The organism is Streptomyces sp. NPDC050147 (genome assembly GCF_040660195.1).
Taxonomy (GTDB): domain Bacteria; phylum Actinomycetota; class Actinomycetes; order Streptomycetales; family Streptomycetaceae; genus Streptomyces.
On the sequence record NZ_JBFALJ010000025.1, the window covers coordinates 104,310 to 121,549 of the forward strand.

Annotated in this window: 19 protein-coding genes; 7 read left to right on the forward strand and 12 right to left on the reverse strand. The window is 72.1% G+C overall.

Annotated features, from left to right (window positions below; all coding sequences use genetic code 11):
* Nucleotides 1-28: 28 nt before the first annotated feature.
* Both AB0I94_RS31815 and AB0I94_RS31820 read right to left on the reverse strand, forming a co-directional pair.
* A complete protein-coding gene (locus AB0I94_RS31815; protein WP_363313168.1) occupies nucleotides 29-2,386 on the reverse strand; it encodes an FHA domain-containing protein in 2,358 nt (785 codons plus the stop codon).
* Nucleotides 2,387-2,454: 68 nt separating this feature from the next.
* Nucleotides 2,455-3,081: a YigZ family protein gene (locus AB0I94_RS31820; RefSeq protein WP_363313169.1), complete on the reverse strand. Its 627-nt coding sequence runs from the start codon at nucleotides 3,079-3,081 to the stop codon at nucleotides 2,455-2,457.
* A 112-nt stretch (nucleotides 3,082-3,193) separates the two neighbouring features.
* Here AB0I94_RS31820 and AB0I94_RS31825 point away from each other — a divergent pair, with 112 nt between their 5' ends.
* Nucleotides 3,194-3,862 carry a 4'-phosphopantetheinyl transferase superfamily protein gene (locus tag AB0I94_RS31825; protein ID WP_363313227.1) on the forward strand — a complete coding sequence of 223 codons (669 nt, stop codon included), beginning with the start codon at nucleotides 3,194-3,196 and terminating at the stop codon, nucleotides 3,860-3,862.
* 133 nt (nucleotides 3,863-3,995) lie between these two features.
* Here the strand turns inward: AB0I94_RS31825 and AB0I94_RS31830 are convergent, their stop codons facing one another.
* Nucleotides 3,996-4,673, reverse strand: a complete 678-nt coding sequence (locus AB0I94_RS31830) for a transcriptional regulator (RefSeq protein WP_363313170.1) — start codon at nucleotides 4,671-4,673, stop codon at nucleotides 3,996-3,998.
* Between the two features lie 297 nt (nucleotides 4,674-4,970).
* On the opposite strand from AB0I94_RS31830, the gene AB0I94_RS31835 reads away from it, so the two are divergent.
* Nucleotides 4,971-5,546 (forward strand): TerD family protein, encoded by a 576-nt coding sequence (locus AB0I94_RS31835; RefSeq protein ID WP_363313171.1) that lies wholly within the window; start codon nucleotides 4,971-4,973, stop codon nucleotides 5,544-5,546.
* Nucleotides 5,547-5,636: 90 nt separating this feature from the next.
* Nucleotides 5,637-6,041 (forward strand): CoA-binding protein, encoded by a 405-nt coding sequence (locus tag AB0I94_RS31840; RefSeq protein WP_363313172.1) that lies wholly within the window; start codon nucleotides 5,637-5,639, stop codon nucleotides 6,039-6,041.
* Between the two features lie 83 nt (nucleotides 6,042-6,124).
* Here the strand turns inward: AB0I94_RS31840 and AB0I94_RS31845 are convergent, their stop codons facing one another.
* Nucleotides 6,125-6,973, reverse strand: a complete 849-nt coding sequence (locus AB0I94_RS31845; protein ID WP_363313173.1) for an ABC transporter permease — start codon at nucleotides 6,971-6,973, stop codon at nucleotides 6,125-6,127.
* On the reverse strand, nucleotides 6,970-7,845 hold the full coding sequence (locus tag AB0I94_RS31850) for an ABC transporter ATP-binding protein (protein ID WP_363313228.1): 876 nt from the start codon (nucleotides 7,843-7,845) through the stop codon (nucleotides 6,970-6,972). The genes AB0I94_RS31845 and AB0I94_RS31850 overlap by 4 nt, the downstream gene beginning before the upstream one ends.
* Before the next feature lie 230 nt (nucleotides 7,846-8,075).
* Here AB0I94_RS31850 and AB0I94_RS31855 point away from each other — a divergent pair, with 230 nt between their 5' ends.
* A complete protein-coding gene (locus tag AB0I94_RS31855; RefSeq protein ID WP_363313174.1) occupies nucleotides 8,076-8,936 on the forward strand; it encodes a MarR family transcriptional regulator in 861 nt (286 codons plus the stop codon).
* Nucleotides 8,937-8,969: 33 nt separating this feature from the next.
* Here the strand turns inward: AB0I94_RS31855 and AB0I94_RS31860 are convergent, their stop codons facing one another.
* The 4 genes from AB0I94_RS31860 to AB0I94_RS31875 all read right to left on the reverse strand — a co-directional run bounded on the left by AB0I94_RS31860 (nucleotide 8,970) and on the right by AB0I94_RS31875 (nucleotide 11,732).
* On the reverse strand, nucleotides 8,970-9,569 hold the full coding sequence (locus tag AB0I94_RS31860; RefSeq protein WP_363313175.1) for a sigma-70 family RNA polymerase sigma factor: 600 nt from the start codon (nucleotides 9,567-9,569) through the stop codon (nucleotides 8,970-8,972).
* Nucleotides 9,570-9,755: 186 nt separating this feature from the next.
* Nucleotides 9,756-10,532 (reverse strand): hypothetical protein, encoded by a 777-nt coding sequence (locus AB0I94_RS31865; protein WP_363313176.1) that lies wholly within the window; start codon nucleotides 10,530-10,532, stop codon nucleotides 9,756-9,758.
* Between the two features lie 148 nt (nucleotides 10,533-10,680).
* Nucleotides 10,681-11,487, reverse strand: coding sequence for a DJ-1/PfpI family protein (locus tag AB0I94_RS31870; RefSeq protein ID WP_363313177.1), 807 nt, complete (start codon nucleotides 11,485-11,487; stop codon nucleotides 10,681-10,683).
* The gene (locus AB0I94_RS31875; RefSeq protein WP_363313178.1) at nucleotides 11,484-11,732 is read right to left on the reverse strand and encodes a hypothetical protein; all 249 of its coding nucleotides are present in this window, start codon (nucleotides 11,730-11,732) and stop codon (nucleotides 11,484-11,486) included. Before AB0I94_RS31875 ends, AB0I94_RS31870 begins: the two co-directional genes overlap by 4 nt.
* Nucleotides 11,733-11,876: 144 nt before the next feature.
* Here AB0I94_RS31875 and AB0I94_RS31880 point away from each other — a divergent pair, with 144 nt between their 5' ends.
* The gene (locus AB0I94_RS31880) at nucleotides 11,877-12,848 is read left to right on the forward strand and encodes an erythromycin esterase family protein (RefSeq protein WP_363313179.1); all 972 of its coding nucleotides are present in this window, start codon (nucleotides 11,877-11,879) and stop codon (nucleotides 12,846-12,848) included.
* 2 nt (nucleotides 12,849-12,850) lie between these two features.
* Here the strand turns inward: AB0I94_RS31880 and AB0I94_RS31885 are convergent, their stop codons facing one another.
* Genes AB0I94_RS31885 through AB0I94_RS31895 form a run of 3 tightly spaced genes read right to left on the reverse strand, consistent with a single transcriptional unit; the run spans nucleotide 12,851 to nucleotide 14,678 of the window.
* Nucleotides 12,851-13,642, reverse strand: a complete 792-nt coding sequence (locus AB0I94_RS31885; RefSeq protein ID WP_363313180.1) for a lysophospholipid acyltransferase family protein — start codon at nucleotides 13,640-13,642, stop codon at nucleotides 12,851-12,853.
* Complete coding sequence (locus tag AB0I94_RS31890; RefSeq protein WP_363313181.1) at nucleotides 13,639-14,430, reverse strand: GNAT family N-acyltransferase; 792 nt, start codon at nucleotides 14,428-14,430, stop codon at nucleotides 13,639-13,641. Before AB0I94_RS31890 ends, AB0I94_RS31885 begins: the two co-directional genes overlap by 4 nt.
* Nucleotides 14,431-14,480: 50 nt before the next feature.
* Nucleotides 14,481-14,678 carry a hypothetical protein gene (locus AB0I94_RS31895; protein WP_363313182.1) on the reverse strand — a complete coding sequence of 66 codons (198 nt, stop codon included), beginning with the start codon at nucleotides 14,676-14,678 and terminating at the stop codon, nucleotides 14,481-14,483.
* Nucleotides 14,679-14,840: 162 nt separating this feature from the next.
* On the opposite strand from AB0I94_RS31895, the gene AB0I94_RS31900 reads away from it, so the two are divergent.
* Nucleotides 14,841-15,497: a response regulator transcription factor gene (locus AB0I94_RS31900; protein WP_363313183.1), complete on the forward strand. Its 657-nt coding sequence runs from the start codon at nucleotides 14,841-14,843 to the stop codon at nucleotides 15,495-15,497.
* A gap of 143 nt (nucleotides 15,498-15,640) precedes the next feature.
* Nucleotides 15,641-17,179 carry a histidine kinase gene (locus tag AB0I94_RS31905; RefSeq protein WP_363313184.1) on the forward strand — a complete coding sequence of 513 codons (1,539 nt, stop codon included), beginning with the start codon at nucleotides 15,641-15,643 and terminating at the stop codon, nucleotides 17,177-17,179.
* The last annotated feature ends 61 nt before the right edge of the window (nucleotides 17,180-17,240 follow it).

Below are 17,240 nucleotides of genomic sequence, written 5' to 3' on the forward strand. Positions count from 1 at the left end.
TGCTCCTGGTCCTGGTCCTGCTCCTGGTCTACTTCCGCATCACCGCGGGTTCGTGTCGTCTCAGCAGCCTTGCGACGACGTAGCCGAACACGACACAGAGGGCCACCAGCATGCCCATGTTGATCAGCCAGATCCCCGCGGAGTGACGGAACAGCGGATCGGCGGTCAGCTCCCCCGGCACGATCCTGCCGAGGCCGATGGTGCCCGCCATCGCGCCCAGCGCCCACCGCGACGGCACGAGCCACGCGAGCTGCTCCACGCCGGGCACCCCGTGGAGTTTCAGGAGGGCGCCGCAGAACACCACCTGGACGATGGCGAGCAGCACGAGCAGCGGCATCGTCACTTCTTCCTTGCGCACGAGCGCCGAGACCAGGAGCCCCAGCATCATGGCCGTGAACGCCAGCAGGGCCACCGCCACGGTGATCTCGACCAGGGGGGACAGCAGCACGCCCTCGCCGCCCGGCGCGTTGAGATCGACGCCGAGCAGCGCCACCAGGGTCAGCACGACGGCCTGCAGGACGGTGATCGTTCCGAGTACGACGACCTTGGACATCAGATACGCCGATCTGGAGAGCCCCACGGCCCTCTCACGGCGGTAGATGACCCGTTCCTTGACCAGTTCCCGCACGGCGTTGGCCGCGCCGGTCAGGACTCCGCCCACGCAGAGGATGAGCAGCGCGTTCATCGCCGTCTCCTGCGTCAGCCTGCTCCCGGCCAGCGCGCGGGCCATGGCGCCCATCACGAAGGGCAGCGCGATCATGATCGCGAGGAAGGTCCGGTCGGCGACGAGGGCTGCCGCGTACCGCCGTACCAGGGTCCGCAGCTGGGACCCCCAGCTCTGCGCCTTCGGCGGCGCCGCGAACGCGGCGGCCGGGCCCGCGCCGCCCTGCGGCAGGGGCGGCTGCGCCGAGGAGTTGACGATGTACCGCTGGTGGAAGGGCGAACGCCGGTACTCGCCCGCCCAGTCCCGGTCGCGATCCCCCTCGAAGGCCTCGAACGCCTCGGGCCACTCCTCGAAGCCGAAGAACGGGAGCGCGTCCTGCGGCGGCCCGTAATAGGCGATTCTGCCGCCCGCGGCGAGCACCAGGAGCCGGTCGCACCCGTCGAGGCTGAGCACGCTGTGAGTGACGACGATGACCGTCCGGCCGTCGTCGGCGAGGCCGCGCAGCATGTGCATCACCGAGCGGTCCATGCCCGGGTCGAGCCCGGACGTCGGTTCGTCGAGGAAGAGCAGGGAGGGCTTGGTCAGCAGTTCGAGGGCGACGCTCACGCGCTTGCGCTGCCCTCCGGAGAGGCTGTGGATGGGCTGGTCGACGCGCTGCTCAAGGCCCAGCTCCCGGATGACCTCGTCGACCCTGGCCCTGCGTTCCGCCTTCTCGGTGTCCTGGGGGAAGCGCAGTTCGGCGGCGTATCCGAGGGCCCGGCGCACGGTGAGCTGGGCGTGCAGGATGTCGTCCTGCGGCACGAGTCCGATGCGCTGACGCAGTTCGGCGTAGTCGCGGTAGAGGTCGCGGCCGTCGTAGAGGACCGTGCCTTCGTCGGCGGGGCGCAGACCGGTGAGGGCGTTGAGGAGGGTGGACTTCCCCGCGCCGCTCGGCCCGACGACGGCGAGCAGGCACTTCTCGCCGACGGGGAAGGAGATGCGGTCGAGGAGTGTCTTGCGCCCCCGGTCGACGGCGACCGTCAGCTCCTGCACGTCGAGCGACACCTCGCCGGTGTCGACGTACTCCTGGAGCTGGTCGCCGACGAGGCAGTACGCGCGGTGGCCCACGCCGACGATGTCCCCTGCCGCGATCCGGGCCCGGTCGACCGGCTGGCCGTTGAGGTAGGTCCCGTTGTGGCTGCCGAGGTCGACGATCTCGTACGTGCCGTCCGCGAGGACTCGCAGCTCGGCGTGGCGGCGTGAGACGACCAGATCGTCGATGACCAGGTCGTTGTCGGCGGCTCGGCCGATGCGGACGGTGCGGGCGGGCAGCGGGCGCACGGTCGTCGGCTGCCGGAAGGTGCCGGTGGCCGAGGGGGTGCGGACGGCGGAGGGGCGCTCGGGGGCGGCGGGCGGGGGCGGCGGGCGGCCGACGAGCACCGCGCGCGGGCCGTCCGTGACATGGCCGAAGCGCAGGACGCTGCCGGCGCCGACATCCCACTCCTGGACGCGCTGACCGTCGGCGTAGGTGCCGTTCGTGCTGTGCTCGTCCTCGATCGTCCAGTGGTCGCGCTCGGCGTGCAGGACGGCGTGGTGCCAGGAGACGCGGGCGTCGTCGATGACGATGTCGCTCAACGGGTCGCGTCCGACGTGATAGTCCCGGCTCGGACTCATCACCGTGGAGCCGCTGTCGGTCTCCAGGACGAGTTCGGGCGCAGACGGAGCTGCGGACCGCTCTCCCATGCCCCGAATTCTACCCATTCGCACCTATCCGCGCCTGGGCTCGGGCGGCCTGCCCGGCTCAGCGGCCGTCAGGCGTCCCCGTACGCCTCTCCGCCGAGTTCGAAGACCGCGGCGCCCGCCGTCGCGTCCGCCAGCCAGGCCGTGAACGCCTCGACGTCGGCGTCGGGCAGGCCGATCTCGATCGTCACCGCGTCCCCGTACCGCACGTCACGCACCTCGCGCCCCGCCGACCGCAGATCGTTCTGGATCTTCCCGGCGCGCTGGTGGTCGACCGTGACGGTGGCGAGCCTGAAGCGCCTGCGGGTCAGCGTGCCGACCGCGTCGAGCGCCTCACCGACCGCCCCTCCGTAGGCCCTGATCAGCCCGCCGGCGCCGAGCTTGACCCCGCCGTAGTAGCGGGTCACGACGGCGACGACGTACCGCATGTCGCGGCGCAGCAGCATCTGGAGCATCGGCACACCGGCGGTGCCGCCGGGCTCCCCGTCGTCGCTCGCCTTCTGCACTCCGGCGTCGGCCCCGATGACGTACGCGAAGCAGTTGTGCGAGGCGGACGGGTGCTCCTTGCGGACGCGCGCGACGAACTCCTGGGCCTCCTCCTCGGTGGCCGCGGGCGCGAGGGCGCACAGGAAGCGCGAGCGGTTGATCTCGGTCTCGTGCACGGCCTCGCGGGCCACTGTGCGGTACTCGTCGTGCATCCCGCCAGAGTAGGCCCCCGCTCGGGGAGCGGCCCCGGTACGGTGATCCGTTGTGACGTCACCTACGAATCGCGTACGCCAATTCCTGAGCGGGACCGATGTGTTGGGGTCGTTGCTCGCCGCCGCACCCGTCACCGTCGTGGAGGTCCGCGAGGACCCGGCCGATCCGTTCCTGTTCCCCGAGGAGGAGCAGGTCGTGGCGCGGGCCGTGGACAAGCGGCGCAAGGAATTCACCACCGTCCGGCAGTGCGCCCGCAGCGCCCTGGCCGAGCTCGGCCTGCCGCCCGTGCCGATCCTGCCCGGCCCCAAGGGCGAACCGCGCTGGCCCGACGGCATCGTCGGCAGCATGACGCACTGCACGGGCTACCGCGCCGCCGCCCTGGCCCGCGCGTCGGACGTCCTCTCCCTCGGCATCGACGCGGAACCAGCCGCTCCGCTCGACAATGGCGACGTCCTCGATCTGGTCAGCGACGAGACGGAGCGCTCGGCCCTGGCCGAGCTCGGCGGCCGGCACCCGGAGGTCCCCTGGGACCGGCTCCTCTTCAGCGCCAAGGAATCCGTCTACAAGGCGTGGTTCCCGCTGACCGGCCGCTGGCTCGGCTTCGAGGACGCGCGGCTGTTCCTGCACCCGGACGGCACGTTCACCGCGGCGCTTCTCGTCCCCGGGCCGACGGTGGCGGGGCGCGAGCTGACGGGCTTCGCGGGCACCTGGCTGATACGTGACGGCATCGCCGTCACCGCCGTCGTCCTGCCGGTCACTCCTCCCGCGCCGGGTACGTAGGGACCCCGCCGAGCCACGTGCCCAGCGCCCGTACGAGGCGGACGATGCCTCCAGCGGTACGTACGTGCTGACGGGCCAGTCGCTGCCCAAGTCCCGCGACCAGTAAGGCGTCTCAGGCCGCGGGCGAAGGCGGTCAGACGCCGTGTGCCGGGTCGGCGAGCGTCTCCCAGAACATCGCCTCGTAGCGCTGGAGCAGCTTCCCGTGGCGCAGAGCGGACCCGGTCGCGTCGAGACCCCGGTCCATGCCCGCGCGCACCGCGGCGAGCGCCTGCCGCTCCAGGTCGGGCGCGGGCTCGGCGAAGAAGGCGAAGAAGGCACAGGCCTCCTCGGTGAAGCCGTAGTGCGCCGGCAGCGCCTCGGCGAGCGTCGCGCAATAGGCGCCCCAGGAGGCGAAGTTGGCGGTCAGGGCGAGAACGACGTCGACGGGGGCGGCGTTCAGGGCGAGCCAGGCCACGTACGCCGGATAGGCCTGGCAGCCCGCGCGCGGCTCGTACGCCTCGGCGTCGGCCTTGTCCACGCCGCACGCCGCGACCAGAGCACCGAGGCGGTCGAAGGCGAGCGTCTCGCCCTCGGCGAGGGTGCGGAAGAAGGCCGCGCACTCGGTTTCTCCCGCGTCGGCCGAGCGTGTGGCCAGATGCAGGAAGGAGCGGCGGTCGGCGGGGATCACGGAGCGCTGCTCCAGAGCGAGAGCGGTGATCGCGGAACGGTTCGCGGTGCCGTCGGCGAGGCGCGGGACGAGCGGATTGTCCGCCGGGTCGGGCGCGAGCCGCGCCGCCACACCGTCGAGCAACTCCTGTGCGGTCCGAGTCATCGTCCGTCCTCCCTACCTTCGGCGGAACTCCTCGACAACGCATGGAGCCTCGTGGCCCTTTGGGGCCGCGTCAAGGAATCCGCGAGGTGGTGCGGAACTTCCCCGCCGCCGAAATACGAGGACTTTCCCCATCGCTCCCTGACGGCTCTCTTGACGGCCCCTCAAGGAGCGCCACATCGTAACGGGGCGCGGTACAGGGGGCGCCGCGTCCCGGCTGTTTCTACAGTGTTGTAGTTTTTAGTTCCGGCCCTGACCACGGCCGGTACGCACTTCACCTCAGGACTTCAGGAGGACATCGTGGGAGTTTCCCTGGCCAAGGGCGGCAACGTCTCGCTCAGCAAGGAGGCCCCCGGCCTCACCGCCGTCCTGGTCGGCCTGGGCTGGGACGTCCGCACGACCACCGGCACGGACTACGACCTGGACGCGAGCGCGTTGCTCTGCGACGACTCGGGCAAGGTCGTGTCCGACCAGCACTTCATCTTCTACAACCAGCTCAAGAGCCCCGACGGCTCCGTCGAGCACACCGGCGACAACCTCACCGGTGAGGGCGAGGGCGACGACGAGGCCGTGAAGGTGAACCTCGCCTCGGTGCCCGCCACGATCACGAAGATCGTCTTCCCCGTGTCGATCCATGACGCGGAGAACCGCGGCCAGAGCTTCGGCCAGGTCCGCAACGCCTTCATCCGCGTCGTCAACCAGGCCGACAACGTGGAGATCGCCCGCTACGACCTCTCCGAGGACGCCTCGACCGAGACCGCCATGGTCTTCGGCGAGCTCTACCGCCACGGCGCGGAGTGGAAATTCCGGGCGGTCGGCCAGGGTTATGCCAGTGGACTGCGCGGTATCGCGTCGGACTTCGGCGTGAATGTCTGACGTACGCGTCTGACGTACGTGTTTGAAGCACGCGTCCGGCACGCGCGCGTGGCGCAGTCATCCGACCATCGGCGGCAGAAGGAGCGGGACGTGTACGGCGATCCGGCAACAGTGCGCAAGATCCTGACGGAGCTCGGGGACACCTGGGCGGTCGTGGGCCTGTCCACCAACGAGGAACGGGCGGCGTACGGGGTCGCCGGCGTCCTGCAGCGGTACGGGAAGCGCGTCGTCCCGATCCACCCGAAGGCCGAGACCGTGCACGGCGAGAAGGGCTACCCGTCCCTCTCCGCGGTGCCTTTCAAGATCGACGTCGTCGACGTCTTCCTCAACAGCGCTCTGGCGGGCCAGGCCGCCGAGGAAGCCGTCGCGATCGGGGCGCAGGCGGTCTGGTTCCAGCTCGGCGTCATCGACGAGGCGGCGTACGAGCGGACGCGGGCAGCGGGCCTTGAGATGGTGATGGACCGCTGCCCGGCGATCGAACTGCCGATGCTTTAGCGCCGCCTCGGGGCGATTGCCGACCGGCCGGCCCGGCAGGGGCCGGCCGGTCGGTTCCCCGCGGCCCTCGGGGCGCGGGGCGCTCAGCCCACCCGCCGCAGCGCCCGCTCCCGCCGACGCGCCACGCTGGAGCCCGACTCCCTGCGGGCCGTTCGGCGCAGCACGACCGGAGCCACCAGCAGCCCGAGCACGGCCCACGCCCCCAGCGCTCCGGCCGTCTCCCAGTGGCGCCAGGATTCGGCGATCTCGATGGCGACCGCACTGTCCGGGAGCAGGGCCGAGCGCATGCCGAGTCCGAGCCAGTAGATGGGAAACGCCTGGGCGACCCATTGCAGCCAGTCCGGCAGGGCCGTGATCGGGTAGAAGATGCCGGAGATCGCGATCATGCCGAGGACCGGCAGCTGAATGAGCCCCTGGCTGCGCGCGCTGGTGAACAGCGAGCCGAGGACCGCGCCGATGGGCAGGGTCGCGACCATGCCGAGGACGAGCACCCAGGTCAGCGTCAGCCACGAGCCGGGGCCGCCGACCGCGAGGCCCCCGATGAGCAGAACCCCCGGGATCAGCAGGATCGCGAGGTCGGCGAGCAGGCCGCCGGCCACGGAGACGACCTTGCCGACGAGATAACCCGGCATCCCGTTCGGCGTGGCCTTGGCACGCAGCAGGGTGCCGTCCTCGCGCTCGGCGGTGAGCGCCTGGCTCATGCTGACCATGCCCATCGCCGCGTTCATGCCGAGGATGCTCGGCAGGGCCAGGGTCCCGAGCAGAAGTCCGCTTCCACCGAAGGCCGTGTCCCGCATGAAGAACAGGACGGTCAGCATCAGGACCGGCCACAGCAGGTGGGAGAGCACGTCGCCGCCGTTGGTGAACGACTGCCGCAGTTCGATGAGGCCGCGGGCCCAGCCCGCCCGGAGCGCCACGCCCGTCGCGTTCACAGGGCCACCACCTTCGCGGTCCCGCACGTCCGGGCCTCATCCTGGCGCCGTACCAGCGCCAGGTAGGTGTCCTGCAACGACGCTCTGCGCACCTCCAGTTGGCCCACCGCGTCGCCGTACTCGCAGAACAACCCGCGGACGAACGCCGTCGATTCGGGGGTCGTCTTCACGAAGTGCCGCCCGCCGCACGTCCAGCGCACCTCGTCCTCCCCCGCGATCCGTCGTGCCAGGTCGTCCGGCGAACCGTCCGCGATGATCCGTCCCCCGGCGAGGATCATCATGCGGTCGGCGAGCTTGCCCGCCTCGTCCAGGTCGTGCGTGGTGAGCAGGATCGTGGTCTCGTGTTCACCGGCGAGACGGCGGACGAGTGCATGGAACTCCTGCCGGGCCTCCGGATCGAAGCCCGCCGTGGGCTCGTCCAGGAACAGCAGTTCTGGACGGCCCACGATGCCGATCGCCACGTCCAGCCTGCGCCGCTGTCCGCCGGACAACGTCTTGATCTTCTGGCTCGCTTGGGCGGTCAGGCCGACCGCCGCGATGAGCTCATCGGTGTCCCACGGCCGCCGGACCGTGCCGGTGGAGTAGGGCGCGTAGTACGTCCCGAGGTGCGCGAGCAGCTCCCGCACCCGCCACTTGCCGTGGTCGCGCCAGGACTGCAGGACGACCCCGATGCGCGCACGCCAGGCCTCCGTGCCGAGCGCCGGGTCCGTTCCGAGCACCCGGACCCGGCCCGCCGAGCGCATCCGGAACCCTTCCATGATCTCGATGGTGGTGGTCTTGCCCGCCCCGTTCGGCCCGAGCAGGGCGAGCACCTCACCGTGGCGCGCCCGGAACGTCACGTCGCGCAGTACGTCGACCGTGCCGTAGCGCATGCGCAGCCCCTCGACATCGAGCACCACGTCCTCGCTCGTCGCCGTCACGTCGGCTCCTCCCCGTATCCGTACAGCGTGCAGATAGCGGCGAAGCTACGTTGCGTTCAAGCAGCCTTCAATGAATGACTGGACTAATAGACGCCGGGCATGGGGAATTGCACGGATTCATTGCAATGGGCTTGCCGTTGAACGCAAGCGGCGCTCGCGAGCGAGGAAGGAGGCCGATGCTCATGCCGGGAGGCAGACTGACCCACCGGGACCGCCGCGACATCGGCGCGGGTCTCGCCGAAGGGCTCGGGTACGCCGAGATCGCCCGGCGCATCGGCAGGCCGACCTCGACCATCAGCCGCGAGGTGGCCCGCAACGGCGGGCCGGGGGGATACCGCGCCGACCACGCCCACCTCGCCACCCGACGACGCGCCCGACGGCGCGAGGCGATCCCGCACCGCGATCCGGCCACGCCCCCCGATGCGTACGGCCGCGACCCCGACGCCGTGCGCGACTTCGCCGAGCAGCTCGCGGCGCTGATGGTCAGGACCGGGGTGCCCCGCATGGCCGCGCGGGTTCTCGCCCGTCTCATCACCGACGACTCCGGCAGCCTCACCGCCGCGGACCTGGTCCAGCGGCTGCGGGTCAGCCCCGCGTCGGTGTCCCTGGCCGTCCGCTACCTCGAGGGCCTTGAGGTGATCCGGCGCGTACGGGAGCCCGGACACCGCCGCCGGCGGTACGTCATCGACGACGACGTCTGGCTCCGGGCGTGGATGACGAGCGCCCAGCAGCACGCGATGTGGGCCGAGACCGCACAGCGAGGAGTCGACGTCCTCGACCCGGCGACGCCCGCGGGGGCCAGGCTCGCCCACATGAGCCAGTTCTTCGCGACGCTCAGCGACGACATGAGCGGCGGCTCGGGAACCGTCGAGGACGCCCTGACCGTACTGGCCGCGCTGCGGCACGCGGGCACATCGCTCCCGGTCGCCCAAGTGGCCACCGCGCTGGGCTGGCCACCGGACCGCGTGACCGAGGCCCTGAGCCGCGCCGGACCGGACCGTCTCACTCCGGCGCAGCTCGGGGCCTTGCAAGGCCGGGCCTAGACGTGGTCACGGCCCGGCGATCGTGCGGGGGCGTCAGGCCGCGGTGCCCACCAGGGCGGGGCGTTCGGCCTCCCGCAGGCGCTGCATCAGCGCGACGCGGGCCCGCGCCACGCGGGAGCGGACCGTGCCCACCGGACAACCCGTGAGCAGCGCGGCCTCCGCGTAGGGCAGCCCGAGGAGCTGGGTGAGGACGAAGGCCTCACGCCGTTCGTCGGGCAGCGTCGCGAGCAGGTCGGCGAGGACCACGCCGTCGTCGAAGCCCGGCAGCCCTCGCGGCTGGGCCCGTTCCGCGGCGGACTGCCAGTCGTCCGTGTCGCTGAGGCGGGGCCGGGCGGCGGCGTGCCGCAGGCTGTCGATCACGGCGCGCCGGGCGATGGAGAGCAGCCACGTACGGGCGGACGAGCGCCCTTCGAACCGGTGCAGGCTGCCGAGGGCCCGCAGGAACGTGTCCTGCGTCAGGTCGTCGGCGGCCTGGGGGTCGCCGCCGAGGTACGTGACGTACCGGCGGACGTCCCGGTGCAGGGCGCGTACGAAGTGCTCGACCGCTTCGGGGTCTCCGGCACGGGCGGCGAGCGCCCACGCCGTTATCGACTCGTCGGCAGAGGGTGAGCTGGGCAGGGCAGGAATGATCACCTGGTGTCCTTCTCGGGAATCCGGGATCCGGGACCCGGACACGCCGTACGTACGTGCGTGCGTGCGTGCGGCGGGTCCGGCGGGTCCGGTGAGGGGGGTACGGCCGCGCGAGAGTGCGTACGACCGATGCCCGAGCCGTCCGGCCGCGCGACAAGGCGCACGGGAGCGGCGTCGGGGAACCAGCTGTCAGGCGACAGCGGTCCCCGCGGGCGGGCCCCGAGAAGTGATGGCGTGAACGAGAAGCAACTGCCGCGGCCGGCCGGCCGAACGGTGGCGATGGCGCCGGATGCGGGGCCGGTGTGCGGGCGTGGGCAGCGCGAGAGGCACCCGCAACGGGGCGACGAGCCACCCGGCGAAGGCACGCGCGACGCGGAAGGCCGCGCGTTCGCCGTGCGCGAGCCAGAGACCGCACAGGAGCGCGGCGAGAAGGTGGGCGGCGAGCATGCCGGTCGGCGACATGCCGCTCATGTCGTGGCCGCCGCCCATGTGGTCCATGTGCTCCATGGAGGAGCTCATCGACGACGCGGGCATGGCGGGCATGGGAGTCGTCCCCGCGTCGGGCAGCGGCGCCGACATGGCCGACCCCTGTTGCCTTCCCATGACCGCCGTGGCCCCTGTGGCCCCCGTGGAATCGGCGCCCACCGGCGCGGCGCAGAGCACGTGCTGCACCCAGCGCCGCACGAGCGGCGTTCCGGCCGAGGGCTGCGCGGCGGCCTGGGCCAGGGAGAACCCCGCGTGCAGCGCGGTCTGAGCGGCGACCGCCACGGCGACGACCAGGGGCAGCCCCCGCTCGCGCCCGGCCAGCAGCCATGCCGTGCCGCCGACTCCGACGGCTCCGGCACCCACCGTCCACCAGGGCACCGAGGTCCCCGACATCATGACGTGCCCCAGGGCAGCGAGCAGCACACAGGCGGCCGCGAACACCGCAGCCCGTACCGCGCGAGAACACCACCCAGCAGTCATGGCGGGGCCATCTTTGCATTGGTGCCCCTCCTTCCACGGACGGGTACGCGAAATGGCCCCGGGCCGCTCACCCGCCCCACATGTGTGAACCACGGCACATCAACGGGCGGGAACTGGACGGCCCCGGGCCGCGACTCCTGAGGGAGGACTATCGCGCGGAGTCCGCAAGGAGCTTGAGGGCAAGGGCCTGCGTCTCCGCGTCGGCCTTCTCGGGGCTGCCCGTGTCGTACGGCGGATCCGGGTCGTACTCGACGGCCAGCTGCATCGCCTGGGCGACCTTCTCGTCGGAGAGGCGGGAGGCGAGGTAGAGGCCCATGTCGATGCCCGCGGAGACACCCGCCGCCGTGATGATCTTGCCGGTCTCCACGAAGCGGCCCGGGGTGTAGACGGCGCCGACCTTCTCCAGGTAGGGGCGTGAGGCCCAGTAGGTGGTGGCCGGGAGTCCGCGGAGCAGGCCCGCGGAGCCGAGGATCAGGGAGCCGGTGCAGACCGAGGTGGTCCACGTGGAGTGGCGGTGGACGCGGCGGATCCACCGGTGGGCGTCGGCGTCCTCCATCATGGCGACGGTCCCGCGGTTGCCGCCGCCGGGCACCAGGAGCACGTCGGCCCGGGTGACGTCGCCCATGGCCCGCTCGGCGACCAGCGCCAACTCGCCGGTGTCGGTGCGGACCGGGCCCGCCTTCCGCGCGACCGTCGTCACGCGGACGCCGGGTACACGGCACAGCACTTCGTACGGGCCGACGGCGTCCAGGGCGGTGAAACCGTCGTAGAGCAGCACGGCGACGCTCACCGATGCCGCGCCGTCCGGCGCGGGGGCATCGCGATCCGCCGCGTACGCCGGGTGATCCGACGCGGCGGCGAGCCCGGCCGCGCCCAGCGTCCCGGCCGCCGCGCCACGCAGCAGCCGACGACGGCCCGCACCGATTCCGCGTTCCGTGGACGTGGACTCGCTCATCGGCCACCACCCGGGTGCGTGTGCTCCATGTCGCCTCCGGAGTGCATGTCTTCCATGTCGCCGCCATGAGACCCGCCACCACTCTCGTCGGCGGGTTCCTTGTCGGTCTCGGCATCCTTATCGGTCCGCTGCGTCCCGGGTTCGCCCGGTCCGACGGCCGTCCCCACGGCGTACGACACCGCGAAGATCACCGCGAGCAGCGCGAGAAACCCGCCGAGCAGGGGCAGTGGGGGACGATCGCTCATCGTCGGTCTCCTGACACTCGTGAACGCGACAGCGCGGAACCGTCGTGCCCGCGCCTGTTCAGGAGTCGGCCGAGGAGGGCCCCGAGTTCCCGTGCCGCACAACCCAGTTGACCTGAACCAAACTTCAGGTACGAGCCTGGGCTCATGAACCGGATATCAGAAGCGACGACCGAGGCGATCACCGAGGCAACCACCGAAGCGGCGGCCGACTGGCTGGGCCGGCACGCCCACCCCATCAACGCCCTTGATCCACACGCCGGGTCGGAGGATCTGCGCCCGCTGGCCGCCGTGGTGGCGGGTGCCGAGATCGTCGCGCTCGGCGTGGGGTCCCGCGCCACGCACGAACTGTCCGTCGTCCAGCACCGGATGCTGCGTTTCCTGGTCGAGGAGCAGGGGTTCCGCTCCCTGGTCCTCGAAGGGGACGATCCGGTACGGCTCGGCCTCGACGCGTACGTCCTGACCGGGGTGGGCGATCCGTCGGCCCTGCTCTCCGAGGCCCGCGCCTTCCTGCGCACCCGGGAGATCCTCGACGTACTGCGCTGGATGCGTGCCCACAACGAACGCAATCCGCACGACCCCGTCCAACTGGCGGCTCCCTCACCGCGGTCCACACCGCCGGGTGCCGGTCTCGCGGGGATCGAGCGGGCCCTGGCCGACGACACGATCCGGTGGCACGAGCGCACCCGGCACAAGACCGTCTACTGGGGCGGCCTCGCCCATACGGCCGTCGGCGCTCCCCGGACGGTCTCCTCCCCCGCCCCGCAGACACACCGCAACGCGGGCGGGCACCTGCGCGAGCACTTCGGCAAGGGATACGTGTCGATCGGACTGACCTTCCACCACGGCACGGACCACCCCGTACCGCCCGCGGACTTCGCCGAAGCGGCGCTCGGAGCGGCCGGCCTGCCCGCGTACTTCCTGGACCTGCGCACGCCGCGCCCGGCGCCCGTCGACGCCTGGCTCGGCGCCCCCGCCAAGACCCGTCTCGTCGGTCCCTTCCACAACGCCCGGGATGACGCCGGCCATCATCTGTCCGGCGGTTCGCTCGCGGAGTGGTTCGACGCCGTGGTGCATGTCAGCGAGGTGACACCGGTCACGGCTCTCGGAGGTTCCTGACCTCAGACATGAGCGGGCATCTCGTACGCTCCGACGGCCGCTTGGGCCTCGGCGGCCAGCTCCCGGCGGTCCGAGCCGCGCAGCGGGGCGTGTGCGGTGACGCGCACGGCCAGTCCACGGGCGCGGGCGACGCGGTGCAGCGAGGCCCCGAAGGTCTCGTCGCCGAGGAAGGCGGCCGTGGTGCTGCGCGTCCCGTGCTGGTGGTAGCGGATGGTCACCGGCCGTATGGGCGCGCCCGCGTCGGCCGCCGCCTGGAAGGTGGCCCGCCGGAAGCGGCCACCGGCCACGGAACACCAGGTCGTGGCCTGCGGGAAGGCGAGGACGGAGCGGCCGGAGCGCAGAGTCGACGCCAACTCGGATACGGCATGGGGTAGTTGCCGTAGCCCGTCGCGGTCGATGAACTGGGAACCGGCCCGCCGGGCGAGCGTACCGATCACTGGCCACCCGCCCACCTCCCGCTTGGCGAGGACCATGACCGGCTCCACGGCGAGCAGGCTGACGACGTCGAGCCAGGAGATGTGATTGGCGACGATCAGGGTGCCGGGACGAGAGCCGGCCACCGTCAGCCGCTCCGGCCCGGCGTCGAGACGTATGCCCAGCGCCGCCAGGATTCCCCGGGCCCGCGCCCGCAGCGCGCGCGGGTCGGCGAGCCGGTCGCCCTGGGTCACGGCGATGCCGATCTCGTACGCCAACGCGGCGTACCGGCGGGCCAGTTCGACCGGTTGGATCTCCGGCGCTGAGCGGGTGACGCAGGCCGGGGTGCACAGCGCCGCCGGGGCTCCCGCGGGGCTCATCGCGACTCCCCCAGGAAATAGCGGCGGTAGCGGTCGCCGAGCCGGTCCATGTCCAGGAGGACGAAGAAGTCGGCGACGTCGAACTCGGGGTCGTGCGCGGGCGCCCCGCACATCCACGCACCGAGGCGGAGGTAACCCCTCAGCAGCGGCGGCAGGTCGGCGTAGGCCGGCCGCTCCACCGGCGACGCGGTGGGCACCCAGGGGCGCCGGGGCTGGACCCGCAGCTCGGGCGGCGAGGCGTGCTTGGACGTGCCGAGCAGCCAGGCGCTGGAGGCCGCCCTGCCGCCGTCGGACAGCGGCACCGAGGCGCAGCCCGCCAGATGGCGGTGGCCGGAGAGCAGGACGTAGCGGGCGAGCGCCGACCACATCAGGTTGATCACCGCGCCGGAGCGGTGGTCGGGATGCACGCAGGAGCGGCCCGCCTCGATCGTGGAGGACCGCAGCCCGTCCAGCGCACGCAGGTCGAACTCGCTGTCGGAATAGGACCGCGCGGCCCGGCCGGGCGGCAGCAGGCGGTAGGTACCGACGACCTCGCCGGTGGTGGTGTCCGTGACGATCAGGTGGTCCACGAGGTCGTCGAAGGGGTCCACGTCGTGGCCGGGCAGGGAGGTGTGCAGCGTGGCGCCCATCTCCTCGCCGAAGACGCGGTACCGCAGCCGCTGCGCGGCCCGGACCTGCTCCTCGGAGTCGGCGATGGAGGTGACGTACACGCTGGAAACGGCAGGGGCCGTGCGCGCGGGGGAAGCAGCGGGAGCGGCGGGCGTCGAGGCGGCGGATGTCGATGGCATGACAGATCCGGTCTCCGTTCGGGGAGGGTCGGTCGTGAGCGCAGGAGGGCTCAGGCGGAGGGGCCCGCTTCACCCGTGAGGAACCGCGTGCCCGCCGCCCGGGGCAGGAACTGCGCCAGGTCCGTGAGGAAGTCGAGGGGAATCGATCGAAGGATCGTCGGCACGATGAGCAGCAGCACGAACAGCACGGTGATGGCCCCGGCTGAACTGCGCACCATGGCCGCGAGGCCGACGGTCAGGACCCTCATGAGCATCAGGTGAACGGCGATCGCAAACACTTGGCCCGCCACCTGTCCGAGGTCGCATGCCGGCTCGTCCGCTGCTCACGCTGCGCAGCCCGCCGAGATCCCGAACGGGGCCCGGCAGGAGATCCCGAACGAGGTCCCGAACGGCCGGGGTAGCGTGCTCGCATGATCAGAGTGCTGCTCGCCGACGACGAGGCGATGATCAGGGCCGGGGTACGGGCGATCCTCGGCACCTGCGAGAGCATCGAGGTGGTCGCCGAGGCGGCCGACGGGCGCGAGTCGGTCGAACTCGCCCTCAAGCACCGCCCGGACGTCTGTCTCCTCGACATTCGTATGCCCCGGCTCGACGGCCTCCAGGCGGCGGCCGAGCTGCACAAGGTCGCGCCCGACACCGCGGTGGCGATGCTCACCACGTTCTCCGAGGACGAGTACATCGCGAGCGCGCTCGGCTCGGGAGCTGCCGGGTTCCTCCTCAAGTCCGGCAATCCACGCGAACTGATCGCCGGGGTCCAGGCCGTCGCAGAGGGCGGCGCGTATCTCTCCCCGTCGATCGCGCGGCGGGTCATCTCCCACCTCGGCGCCGGGCAGCTCGGCAAGCAGGCCACCGCGCGGGCCCGCGTCGAGGAGCTGACGGCGCGCGAGCGCGAGGTGCTCGCGCTGGTCGGGGCCGGTCTGTCGAACGCGGAGATCGCCGGGCGGCTGCACGTCGTCGAGGGCACGGTGAAGGCGTACGTCAGCCAGGTCCTCGCCCGCCTCGGCTTCAAGAACCGTGTGCAGGCCGCGATCCTCGCGTACGAGGCGGGGCTCGTCGGAGAGGAGTGAACGCCCCCACGCCACACGTCCCCCAGGACCCCGGGAGCCCAGGGCTTGGAAGCCCCAGGTCCCCAGGACCCAGGGCCCGGAGGGGAGATCCCCTGCTTTCGTCAGGGGCGCGCGTTCCGTGGCTGATCGGCGATGCTTGGCCGGTGCGTGGCGTACACAGCTGGCTTCCCCGGCTCTTCGACATCGGCGTGTGGCTCGTGGTGTGCGCGCCACCGGTCTCGGCCGCCCTCGGTCCCGACGGACGTGACGCGGTCGTGGCGGCCGTGGGGGTGCCGCTGCTCGGGGGCGCCGTGGCGTTCAGCAGGCGGTGGCCGCTCGTCGCCCTCGCCGTGCCCATCGCGCTGAGTCTGATGACGGACGCGGAGATGCTGACGCCCGTCTACTGGGCCGCGCTGGCCGTCTTCGGTTACCTCGCGGGTAGTCGCAGCGTCGCGGTGCGTCCCGCGCTGTGGCTCTTCGGGACGGTCGCCGCGGCAGGTCTTGTGCTGTGCACGGTCGTGTCGAGCGACCTGTGGGGCTGGCCCACGATGCTCCTGACACTCCTGATCGCCGTGGTGCTGCCCTGGCTGCTCGGCCGCTATCGCCGTCAGTACGCCGACCTGACGGCCACCGGCTGGCGGCTCGCCGAACGCATGGAGCACGAGCAGCAGGTGATAGCCGACCGCACCCGTATCCGTGAAAGGGCCAGGATCGCGGGCGACATGCACGACTCGCTCGGCCACGACCTGACGCTCATCGCCGTCCGGGCGGGCGTGCTGGAGGTCGATCCCACCCTTGATGCCCGCCAGCAGGCGGCGGTCGGTGAGCTGCGCGAGGCGGCGGGAGCGGCCACGGAACGGCTGCGGGAGATCATCGGCGTGCTGCGGGCCGACGACGAAGCGCCGCCGAGGGCGCCGTCGGAGGAGAGCGCGGACGCCCTGGTCGAGCGCGCGCGGGCCTCCGGGGTCGAGGTCACCCTCGTACGGTCGGGGGCCACGGGTGATCTGGCGCCGATGGTCGGCCACGCCGTCCACCGCGTGCTCCAGGAGTCCCTGACGAACGCAGCCAAGCACGCTCCCGGCGCGGCGGTCCGCGTCCGCATCGCGCGGGACGGCGACACGCTGCGCCTCACGGTGGTGAACGACCCTGCCCCGGCCGGACGTCTGCCCGGAGTGGCGTCGGGCGGCAGCGGCCTTGTCGGCCTCGACGAGCGGGTGCGCCTCGCGGGCGGCACGCTGCGCGCGGGCCCCACGGACGGCGGCGGCTTCGAGGTGACCGCCGAGCTGCCCGCGGCGGGAGCCGCACCACGCGCCGCCGGCGCGCCCCGGCCGACCACGTCCGCCCGTGAACTGGAGCTGGCCAGGCGGAGGATCAGACGGCGGCTCACGCAGGTGGTCCTCGCGCCGCTCGCGGTCCTCGCCGGGATACTGCTGCTCATGATCCCCCTCGGCCTGATCAGCTCGGTCTTCTCGGTCCTGGACCGGGACGTGTACGACGGTCTGACGACCGGGGAGCCGCGAGGCGAGGTCGAATCCCGGCTGCCCCGGTTCACCAGGGACGGCCCGCCGGACGGCGCGCCCGCGACGCCGCGCGGCCAGGACTGCGCGTACTACAGCACGCGTCTCCTGTCGTCCGACGGCTACCGGCTCTGCTTCGCCGACGGGCACCTCGTGTCCAAGTCGGTCGTGGGCGAAGGCGATTGACGCGGCGGGCACAACTGCGCAGGCAAGAGGCGAAAGAGCGGCGACACCCGCGAACGAGCAG